The following is a 9,998-nucleotide window of genomic DNA, read 5'->3' on the forward strand; positions in this document are numbered from 1 at the left end:
GGGTGGGGGGTGGGGGGTGGGGAATGCAAGAATACGCGCTGGCGCGCGGGTTCCCCGATAATAGCGGCTTCCGTCCGTACCCGTGGCGCCGCGCCGGCCCGCGGGCGCGGGACCGCACCATCACGCAGCAGCCGTCCGCAGGACCGTTGCCCTATCCGCCGCCGCGATGCCCCACGCCTGGTTGTCCCGCCTGCCGTCCACGCTGTCCGCCCTTGGCGCGGCCGCCGCCGTCTGCGTGCTCGTCGGCTGCTCGCCGCGCTACGACTGGCGCACCATCCAGTCCAGCGAGGGCGCCTACGCCGCGCTCTACCCGGGCAAGCCGACCGGCGCGGCGCGCGAGGTGGCCATCGCCGGGCGCAAGCTGCCGATGACGATGGACGCGGCGCGCGTCGACGAGACCCTGTTCGCCGTGGGCGTGGTGACGCTGCCCGCCGACGACGCCGCCTTGCGCCAGGCCGCGCTCGAATCGATGCAGGCCGGGCTGCTCGGCAACCTCGGGCCGCACGCGCCCGACGCGGTCAAGACGCGCCAGGTGACGGTGATGTCCGCCGCCACGCCGGCGGTGGCGCTGCCGGGCGTGGAGGTGCAGGTGGCGGCGGTGTCGCCGCAGGACCAGGCGCCGCGCCGGCTGACCGCGCGGCTGGTGGCCTCGGGCGTGCGGGTCTACCAGGCGGTGGTGCTGGAGGCCGGCGACGCCGCGCGCGACCAGCGCCAGGCCGAGCAGGTCGACCAGTTCCTGACGGGTTTCCATCCGTTCTGAGTGCGGGACTGGCGCAACGTTTTTTCAAGGAGTGATGTCATGCGTTGGGAAGTTTGGCTGGCCTATTTCGCGGCCTGTTGGGTGATTGCCGTGTCGCCGGGTTCGGGCGCGGTGCTGTCGATGAGCCACGGCCTGTCCTACGGGCTGCGCAAGACCACCACCACCATCTTCGGCCTGCAGGCGGGGCTGGTGATCATCCTGCTGGTGGCGGGCGGCGGCCTGGGCGCGCTGCTGCTGGCTTCCGAGCACGCCTTCGCCGTGGTCAAGACGATCGGCGCGCTCTACCTGATCTACCTGGGCGTGCAGCAATGGCGCGCGCGCGTGGAGGACAGCCCGGCCGCCGCCGAGGACGCGGCCGCCGCGCCGCGCGTGGCCGCGCTGAGCCCGCGCCGGCGCTTCTCCACCGGGCTGCTGACCAACGTGACCAATCCCAAGGGCATCATCTTCATGGTGGCGGTGCTGCCGCAGTTCATCGACCCCACGCATCCGCTGGCGCCGCAGCTCGCCATCCTGGCCGCGACCATGTGCGGCGTGGACCTGGTGGTGATGCACGGCTACGCGCTGCTGGCCTCGCGCATGCGCGGCCTGTTCCGCAATGCGCGCGCCATGCGCTGGCAGAACCGCGTGTTCGGCAGCGTGCTGGTGGCGGTGGGCACGGCGCTGTTCTTCGTGCGGCGCCATCCGGCCTGACCGTCGGGCCCGCCCGCGCCGGCCGCATCGCCGCTGGCCCCGGGGTCGCGGGTTTGCTTAAATAGGTGCATTGTTCCGTTGCGGAGTCCAGCCATGCGCAGTCCCTCCCTCTTGCAGGCCCTGCCGTCCGGGCGTCCGTTCCATACCGTGCCGCCGGTGGAGGAGCCCGGGCCGCCGGGGGTGCCGCCCGACCTGCCGCTGCCGCCCGAGGAAGACCCGCCGCCGGCGGAGCCGCCGGTGGCCGTGCCGCCGCGCGGCTGAGGGCATTCGCCCAAGCCCCTCCCAAGGCTTGCTCAAGACCATCTCAAGGCCCGCGCAGCGCGCGCCGGTACTGGATGGCCTCGCCCACATGGCCGGGCTGCAATAGCCCGGCGCCTTCCAGGTCCGCCACCGTGCGGGCGATCTTCAATACCCGGAAATAGGCGCGCGCCGACCACGCCAGCTTGGTCATGGCGGCGCGCAGCATGGCCTGCGCCTCGGGCGCGAGCGGGCAGTGCTCGTCGATCTCGCGGCCGGCCAGGGCGGCGTTGGGTTTGCCCTGGCGCGCCTGCTGGCGGGCGCGCGCGGCCAGTATGCGCTCGCGCACGTCGGCGCTGGCTTCGCCGGGCGGGCCGTCGAGCATGTCCTGCTGGTCCTGGGCGCGCACCTCGACCTGCAGGTCGATGCGGTCGAGCAGCGGGCCGGAGAGCCGGGACTGGTAGCGCTGGACCTGGTCGGGCGTGCAGCGGCAGGGCCGGGACGGATGGCCGAGGTAGCCGCACGGGCACGGGTTCATGGCGGCGACGAACTGGAAGCGGGCCGGGAAGTCGGCCTGGCGGTTGGCGCGCGAGATGGTGACGCGGCCGGATTCCAGCGGCTCGCGCAGGACTTCGAGCACGCGGCGGTCGAACTCGGGCAGCTCGTCCAGGAACAGCACACCGTGGTGGGCGAGGGAAATCTCGCCGGGCCGGGGATTGCCGCCGCCGCCGACCAGCGCGGCGGCCGAGGCGGTGTGGTGTGGCGCGCGGTAGGGCCGCTCGCGCCAGCGGGCGGGCTGGAAGCCGGCGTTGGTGAGGCTTTGCACGGCGGCCGACTCGAGCGCTTCTTCCAGCGTCATCGGCGGCAGCAGGCCTGGGAAGCGCTGCGCGAGCATCGACTTGCCGGTGCCGGGCGGCCCCACCAGCAGCGCCGAATGCTGGCCCGCGGCGGCGATCTCCATCGCGCGGCGGGCCTGGGCCTGGCCGCGCACGTCGCGCATGTCGGGGCAGTCCGGGCCATTGTCGGCGAGCGCGACCAGCGGTTCGGCGCGCGGCAGGCGGCCGTCGGGCAGCGGCCCAAGGTGAGCGCAGACTTCCAGCAGGGAGCGCGCCGCGTAGACGGTGATGCCGTCGATCAGGGCGGCCTCGGGGGCGTTCTCGGCCGCCACCACGAAGGCGCGCGCCGGCCCGGCGCCGGCGGCCGCGCGCGCGGCGTTGTCGCGCCCGAGGCCCATCGTCATGGCCAGCGCGCCGCGCACCGGGCGCAGCGCGCCGGACAGCGACAGCTCGCCGGCGAACTCGCAGGCGTCCAGCCCGTCGAGCGGGATCTGCCCGCTGGCGGCGAGGATGCCGAGGGCGATGGGCAGGTCGAAGCGCCCCGATTCCTTGGGCAGGTCGGCTGGCGCGAGATTGACGGTCTTTCTCTATGTATCATAGACCTACTGCTCTGAGTAAATTACGGGCTAACCAGTGGGGGACTGATACACCATGCCTACCTATATCGCTCTGAATAGAAGCCTCCCAGCCGAGGTCAAATACAAAGCAACGAAAAGAGCACATGGTGTGGACTACAAGAGCGTCGTCGTCTTCCAGGCACGTCAACTTGGAATTACCGCAGCTCGAACTTGGATTGCTGTCGCGCTTCTCGCTCTCAAGGAAAAAAACGAAACACAAGGTGAGCTCCAAGCCACAGACCTCGGCTACTTACGTACCATCGTCGACCGCCTTTGCGCCGAAAAAAAGGTGAAGAAAAAAATGTGCTGCCAAATCAACACAGTTGGGAGGCGAGAAGTCACAGCACTTTTTCAGGATGTGGAATCCATCATTGGTGGCTTCACATGGGCGGAGGCCACCAAGGCTAGAGGCTCAATGTACTTCCGGCGTGTGATGGTCGAAGCCGTGCCGTCCTCGCTGTTCGCCGAAGATGTCCATGACCACTCCAGGTACTTCAAGACCTCTCTGACGGGAAAGTACGTTCCTCGCCAGACGCTGTCCCATTTCCCCACCGCGGCGGACCCTCGCGCGGACCCCATTGATGCCATACCCCACGAAGACGTCAAGGACTTGCGCACAAAGGCCGTGCAACTCATGGAGACGGACATAGGTGCGGTGAAAAGTGCCTGCGAGCATGACCTGAAGTTCTGGGCAGCCATCAGGGAAAAGCTCCGCAGCTATGCGCGAACCTCAATAACTGATGAGATATACGAGGAGATTCTAGATTTTATTAATACCCGAAAAGCTAGTCAGAGAAACCTGATTTCACCCCAAGACTACTCCACGGAAACTTTGCTTGGTGCGTTCGGTAGATTCGAATGTGACGCGCGAGTGAATCGAATGAAGCTCGGAATCTGCTTTGATGCAGATGTTCGCGATTCAATATTGAACGTGCTAGGAATTCCTGAAAAGGAAATGGATGGGCTTCAACTCCACCATATTGTCGGTCTTTGCATCAATTTTCACGCGAGAGAGTTGGTGGCGGCATTCTATGCTTTGCTTTGTCACTCAAAATGGAATAGTGACGCGCTCAGGAGCTTGCAGCGCGGAAACATCGAAAAACACGAGCGTCAATATAAAATTCAGGGTTTTAAAAATAAAACTAATGACTACACGCCTCCGGTATTAATCGAGCCGGGAGACGGTCCGGCGTGGATGGCGATGAATCTTCTGCTTTGGAATCACGACCAATTGAAGAGCAAAGGTCTCATTGACGAGAATCAGCAACTCATGTGGTTTTCGTGGACAAGGCAGCAAGCGCTTCCCATGACAAAATGCTATACCGCATTTTCGCGGCCGAAACACGCGCTGCTTTCAAGGCACAATGTCCCATGGTTTTCCGACGAGCAGGTGAGAAACCACAATCTCACCCTCACGAGTCTGCGCAAAAGAGACGGAATTTTCGATGCCCAAGTTGATGCGGGTCACGCCGGCCTAGGTACTACAGAACATTACGTCGACCAGTTCATCAATCAGTTGCTGATGTCTTCCCAGAATCTCGAATTTCAACGTCGATTGGACTCAACGCAGAGAATCGAACTATGGGGCGAGCAATCCGATTTTGTGAAGCGATTACGCTTTCAGAAATTCGATGAGCGACTGGCGCTTCCCGTCGGCGACGGGACATCGTGCGTAGATGCCTCTAACCCACCGGACATAGGGTGGCTTGCGGGTGAGAAATGCGATGGCAAACATTGTCATGCGGGTAACGGGTGCAAGAACAACAGAATCTCTATTACGCAGTCTCGCGTCGAAGAGTTGTGGAGATTCCTTGGTTATTACAAAAGGAACTGGCGAAGACTTCTCGCAGAGAATGAAGACGCGTTTAGAGAATTCCATGCTCCGGCGATGCTATTCGCCTTGACCTTCATGGATTTTCTTCGTGACAGTCAATACTGGAGCGACGTCAAGAAATTCATACCCACCGAGGGCGCTAATGAAAGTTAATGTGGAAAGAGAGGATGACCTCCGCTACGACAATGAGTGGAGCATTGCGAAAATTAATGCGCACATAGTTAGCCCATCCCTGCGAGTTAGCGATGAATGGGTATTGGAACTAACTCAACTTCCCTCTGAAGGCGGTGGACTGTATAGATGCGACCTTCGCGACCTCTCTTTGCCGGCAAACTTCTTGGCAAATCGAGCAATCTCCTTGGTAGACCACCCGGCGTTCGCCGGAGTTATTGTAATGCTTGTGGACAACTACTTAGGAAGGTCCTCAAATTCACACAGCCGAAGCATATGGGTGCGGTCAACAATCAGAATCGCCTCATACTTTCTAGAGTTTCTTTGGAACAACGATTGTACAAGTCTTAAGGCAGTGCCGCAGACGCTTTTCGATAAATTTGCTACCAATTTGTCCTCGGGGGGATTGCTTGAGGCGTTATCGATTAAGTCTCGGATGGCGCAACAAAATATGGGGCTGCAAGACGAGTGCGCTAGTCGAGATGCGGCTCGCACTCTCGGAACTAACTATCTCACATTTTTGGCGGCTATCCGAAACGAAAATGATAAAAGCGAAAATGAAGATGATAGCTCTAGTGTCTCTGCAAGCGCTTTGCATGATATTTTCTCTGTTGCAAATTTCCTATTCGACATCCCCGGCGAGTTGAGTCTTCCTTACCGTCCATACCCAAAGGCATTTGTGCTCAGCAGGCTCCTGGGAAACAGAAGTGAAAGCACAAAGAACTTATCCAACGAGAAGGCCGGAAAGTTGCTGCGCGTGTCATTCCTATGGTTGTACGAGCGAGCGCCGTTGTTGTTGTCCCTTCTGAGGGAAATGATAGATGCGACTATTAACCATAAGATGAAAAGTCGCAAGCAACTCGGAAGAACACTGCCGCAAATATTTGCGGTTTCGGAGTTTAGGAAGGGGCTCGAAAAATTATTGCCTTTTCCATTAGTAAGTCTGGATATTTCCAGAGGTCGGGACGAATCACATTCGCTCCGTGAGGCGCTAACCTCGCTCCTTACCGCGTGCTTCATCTTGATAGCGTTCATGAACGCCAGGCGTAAAAGCGAAGTCAGTCATCGCTATATTGGCCTGCAGGAAAATTCTCTGCGAGTGATTGATGAAGAAATGGAGCTGTATGTCGTGACCTTTTTTCTACAGAAGAAGCGTCATCAAGCGCGAGTGCCATATTTTGTGAACCGGGCGACGCGGGACGCTATTGGGGTCTTGATGGATTTGCAAGCTGAGTTTCAGCGCCTTGATGATGCCATTCCTCCGAACAACGACAGCCAGGAATCTGCGGCGGCTGAGAATCAATCCTTGTTCAGGTATCGGCGATTCAGTGTGGCTCACGGTGTGAATAAAAAAGCAACGATGTTCAACTTTGCGTCGACGATTCGCAGTAGCGACAGTCGCTCGCTGATGGTGGAGGCTTTAGGTAAAGATGTAAAAATTGACGGCCAGACCCAGGTCTTCCGTCGAATGTATGCAATCATGAATTTCTATCGGTATGAGGATGCGAGCATACAAGCCTTAAGCTATCAAATGGGCCATGAGTTTATTACGACCACCGGTGCATATATTGGAGATTCATTGACTAGGCCGGAATTTCAAAGCGTATTTGATATTTCCTCCGCCGATGTTGAGGCACTGAAGAGGGCGGCCTATGCTGATGCTGCAGACCTGAATAAATACATCGAGGACGCAGGCAACGAGAAGCTGATGGAGGAAGTCTTAGGGGTTCTGAACGGTGGAAAATACTCCGGCGGATATAGAAAGGTTATCAACCGCCTGGCACTAAAAGTAGCAGGAATGGCTAGTTTTCATGGGGATATAGAAGACCAGGCTGAGGTGGTGCTTCATAATTTGAAGAGCCGCGGGCATTTTCCTAAGCCAATGAAGCATGGGCAGTGCTTTCTTGGTGGCTCCGAGAAAAAGAAATCGGCACACTGTTTCTCAAAGATTGATGGCGCTGTGCATCGAGAGCGGGCCAGTCCCGAGGTATGCGGTAAGTGCGTCTTCCATCTGACGAAAGCCGCATATGTCCAGAATCTCGTCAATGATAACGAGAAGCAGAGGAAGAGATTGAGGGAGGGCCATTTTACCGGCCTTCAACGGCGAAGGGTTCAGCTTGAATGCGATAATCTAGACAGCGCCATTCACTTGCTTCGCACGCGTTTGGAGATTGAGCATGAGAACAAAGAAGAATGAAAGCCGTGATGAAGAGGTGCCTCATAAGCCTGCAGTGGCGTACTCGTCAGAAGACAAGGCCAAAAGGAATATTGAGGCAAAACTAGACGCGTTATCGTACATTTTGGATTTATGTGTTGAGTCGCAGGAAAATGCCAAAAAGGTTTTTGAAGCAGTAGAAAAAGATGATGGCGATGCGATACTTTTACCGAAGTCACAACGTCAATTCTTGATATGGAGCGACATTTCTCTCCTCAAAAGTTTGGGGTACCAAGGAGAGGGATTCCGTCGTACTGGTAATGGAACATTAAACCGTTATACTACGCTTCATAGCCAGGTGGAGGAATTAACTTCCAACCTTTGGAAAGAACTTCAGACGCAAAGGGAGAGGCGTGCCGAATCGACGGAAAGCCAGTTGCGGAAAGCACTGAAACGGGAGCGCATGCGTACCGCGACCCTGGAGCGCGATATTATCGAACTGCGACGACAACTCCAGAATGAGTCAGAAGAGAGAATTGCAGCCCAGGAGAAACTCAAAGAGTTTGGTCGTCAGTATGGACACATCATACTTCGCGAAGGAAAAAAGGAATCGGCAAAGGTTCTAAGTCTAGAAAAAGCAGGGCGAGGCGATGGAAAACGATAGCGACCGTCTGGGCTTAAAGTCAGTAACCATTGGTGCTAGGCGCTATTTCGTTGCCTATTCGCCAGAGGATGATGTGCTTATTTGGCCGTTGATGGACTATGCCATCTTTCTTTCTGATAGATTACTTTTGGACGAAAAATCTGTTGAAAAAACAATTCGAAGTGTTGCTTCGTTTATTAACTACATGTGGGGCGAATATCGGGCTCGTGTGTCGAGAAAATATCCGACTCCACAATTTCTGATAGAGCAAGCGTACGACTCGGTCTTGGAGCGCTATCGCAACAATGAGCTGCGACTTGTGATGCAAAAACCGAATTCGAGTGGAGATGAGATTCTTGCAAGAAAAACGGTGAACGCAAAGCTTGTTGAAATATACTATTTCCTTGCCTGGTATCAACATACTACCGGCTGCAAAGGATTAATCGGCTCCAGAGAGTGTAGGGTTACATCCGAGCTGAAACATGCAACTTCCCGCCGTGGTATGCGTACGAGTACATCGTCTAGCCGCGTGATGTTTCCCAAGCTGTACAAGAGGACCGGGAAGAATTCGACGAAACGGCACGGCTACGCCGCTACGGACTCCGATGTTGCAAAGCTGTCTGAATATATAAAACACGAGTTTACTGCATTCGCGGCGGTACGCAACAACTTGATGCTCACGATTGCCGACGAGATGGGGTGGCGATGCGAGAGTATCGTTTCGCTACGTTGCTCCCTATTTACAGATGAGCGAGTAGAGCGGATGTCCACCGAGGGGCTGATATGTGTACCCGATGCACAGAAGTTCGGCTATCAGAATCAATTCAAGCTTCCACCAAAGCTCGTACTGAAAATCTACCACTTTATCAATGATGCTAGGAAGTCCTTCCTGGATGAAATGGGATGGAAGGAAAACCGGACGAAAGACCAGGTCTTTATTTCTGCGAAAGACGGTAGGCCGCTAAAGCCAAATTCCGTCTCTGCTATCTTCGGCACGGCCATGAAGAAAATTGGCGCTCCGCGACGTGCTGGAATCCATTCCATGAGACATAAATTCGCCAAGAAGGAGGTTGGCGAAGAAACGTTGGCGAGAGCCGCCTTGGGCTTGGACACTAGCGCGCGTTCCGTGGCAACAGCAGTAGCACTGAAGACCGGGCACGCGAATCCGGATTCACTTGTCGACTACGTCAATGAGACGCAATCTGAGTTGGCAAGGCAGGCAATTAAGAGGCTTGGGACAAAATCAGAAGAATCGTGATGTTGTTGCTCATCGAAGCGTTAAGACCGGCATGAGCTGTTCAGCGCGGGCGGGCCTAAGGAAGAATCCGAATCGACTCCCTGCGGGGCGAAGACGTGCAACAGCCATAACAGGGCTCAATTTGCCTTCCCGAGCCTAGTGGATAGGCTCGGTGCATTGGCCGTTAAGGGGGGAGGGGCTAGCTCCAGGCGTCGTCGCGCAGGGTACGTTTAGCAGTTGCGCTTGCCCCGGCGCAGGGAGCCATGCTCCGCAAGCGTACCCGTCCGTCTGATGCTAGGAGCTATGACGATGCTGGCGAGGCCACGTCCTTCGTAGTCGCGACCGCTGATTGGCCCGTCGGTGTCACTACCGCTTTGGAATCCAATGCCAGGGCCGCGAACCGCTTTTTGTCCCACGAATGGTTACTGAAGTCCGGCTTCTCGGTGGGAGGTAGCATGTCTCCCACCTCAAGACGCTTCAGTTCCCGCCTCATAACCCGGAGGGCATGAGAATGCAGTGGCTTTTCGAAAAAACTTGGGAAAAACCAGAAGCCGAGCATGGTCAGCGCGACAACGCAAAGCGCCTGGACCCACGCCTCAGTAAACAACAGGGTTACGAGGAGAACTAAGCCATAGAGGATGAAAAGTTCCCAGCGCAAACGACGGAAGAGTCGAGCGGCAATGGCGAAGGATTGAGAAAACTTAGCCTCATCTGCGAGTCGCTTTCGATGTTGCTCCTTCGCGCGGTCATCTCGCTCAGCCTGCAACTGACTCTCCGCCTGTACCCGTTGTAGAGTCTGGGACGTGTCAGGAATTTTG

The 9,998-nt window shown here is 57.4% G+C and carries 8 protein-coding genes and 1 pseudogene; 7 read left to right on the forward strand and 2 right to left on the reverse strand.

Features of this window, described 5'->3' with window-relative positions; genetic code table 11:
• The first annotated feature begins 166 nt into the window (after positions 1–166).
• The 3 genes from K206_RS0134640 (at position 167) to K206_RS44050 (ending at position 1,711) form a co-directional block, all read left to right on the forward strand.
• Positions 167–760, forward strand: a complete 594-nt coding sequence (locus K206_RS0134640) for a hypothetical protein (protein ID WP_020206854.1) — start codon at positions 167–169, stop codon at positions 758–760.
• 39 nt (positions 761–799) lie between these two features.
• Positions 800–1,450 carry a LysE family transporter gene (locus K206_RS0134645; RefSeq protein WP_020206855.1) on the forward strand — a complete coding sequence of 217 codons (651 nt, stop codon included), beginning with the start codon at positions 800–802 and terminating at the stop codon, positions 1,448–1,450.
• A 93-nt stretch (positions 1,451–1,543) separates the two neighbouring features.
• Entirely contained in the window at positions 1,544–1,711 is a 168-nt protein-coding gene (locus tag K206_RS44050; RefSeq protein ID WP_196812966.1) for a hypothetical protein, read from the forward strand.
• Positions 1,712–1,754: 43 nt separating this feature from the next.
• Here K206_RS44050 and K206_RS40205 read toward each other — a convergent pair.
• Positions 1,755–3,110, reverse strand: a pseudogene (locus K206_RS40205) (YifB family Mg chelatase-like AAA ATPase); the annotation flags it as partial.
• Positions 3,111–3,174: 64 nt separating this feature from the next.
• Between K206_RS40205 and K206_RS43390 the strand changes: the two are divergent.
• The 4 genes from K206_RS43390 (at position 3,175) to K206_RS42225 (ending at position 9,201) form a co-directional block, all read left to right on the forward strand.
• Complete coding sequence (locus K206_RS43390) at positions 3,175–5,127, forward strand: hypothetical protein (RefSeq protein ID WP_155888395.1); 1,953 nt, start codon at positions 3,175–3,177, stop codon at positions 5,125–5,127.
• Positions 5,128–5,500: 373 nt separating this feature from the next.
• Positions 5,501–7,342: a hypothetical protein gene (locus tag K206_RS43395; RefSeq protein WP_155888396.1), complete on the forward strand. Its 1,842-nt coding sequence runs from the start codon at positions 5,501–5,503 to the stop codon at positions 7,340–7,342.
• Positions 7,323–7,964 (forward strand): hypothetical protein, encoded by a 642-nt coding sequence (locus K206_RS43400; RefSeq protein ID WP_155888397.1) that lies wholly within the window; start codon positions 7,323–7,325, stop codon positions 7,962–7,964. Before K206_RS43395 ends, K206_RS43400 begins: the two co-directional genes overlap by 20 nt.
• Complete coding sequence (locus K206_RS42225; protein ID WP_081651611.1) at positions 7,951–9,201, forward strand: tyrosine-type recombinase/integrase; 1,251 nt, start codon at positions 7,951–7,953, stop codon at positions 9,199–9,201. Before K206_RS43400 ends, K206_RS42225 begins: the two co-directional genes overlap by 14 nt.
• A gap of 280 nt (positions 9,202–9,481) precedes the next feature.
• On the opposite strand, the gene K206_RS43405 is transcribed toward K206_RS42225, so the two are convergent.
• A partial coding sequence (locus K206_RS43405; protein WP_231401725.1) for a hypothetical protein occupies positions 9,482–9,998 on the reverse strand: 517 nt, incomplete at its 5' end.

This window comes from Cupriavidus sp. WS, assembly GCF_000395345.1.
GTDB lineage: Bacteria > Pseudomonadota > Gammaproteobacteria > Burkholderiales > Burkholderiaceae > Cupriavidus > Cupriavidus basilensis_B.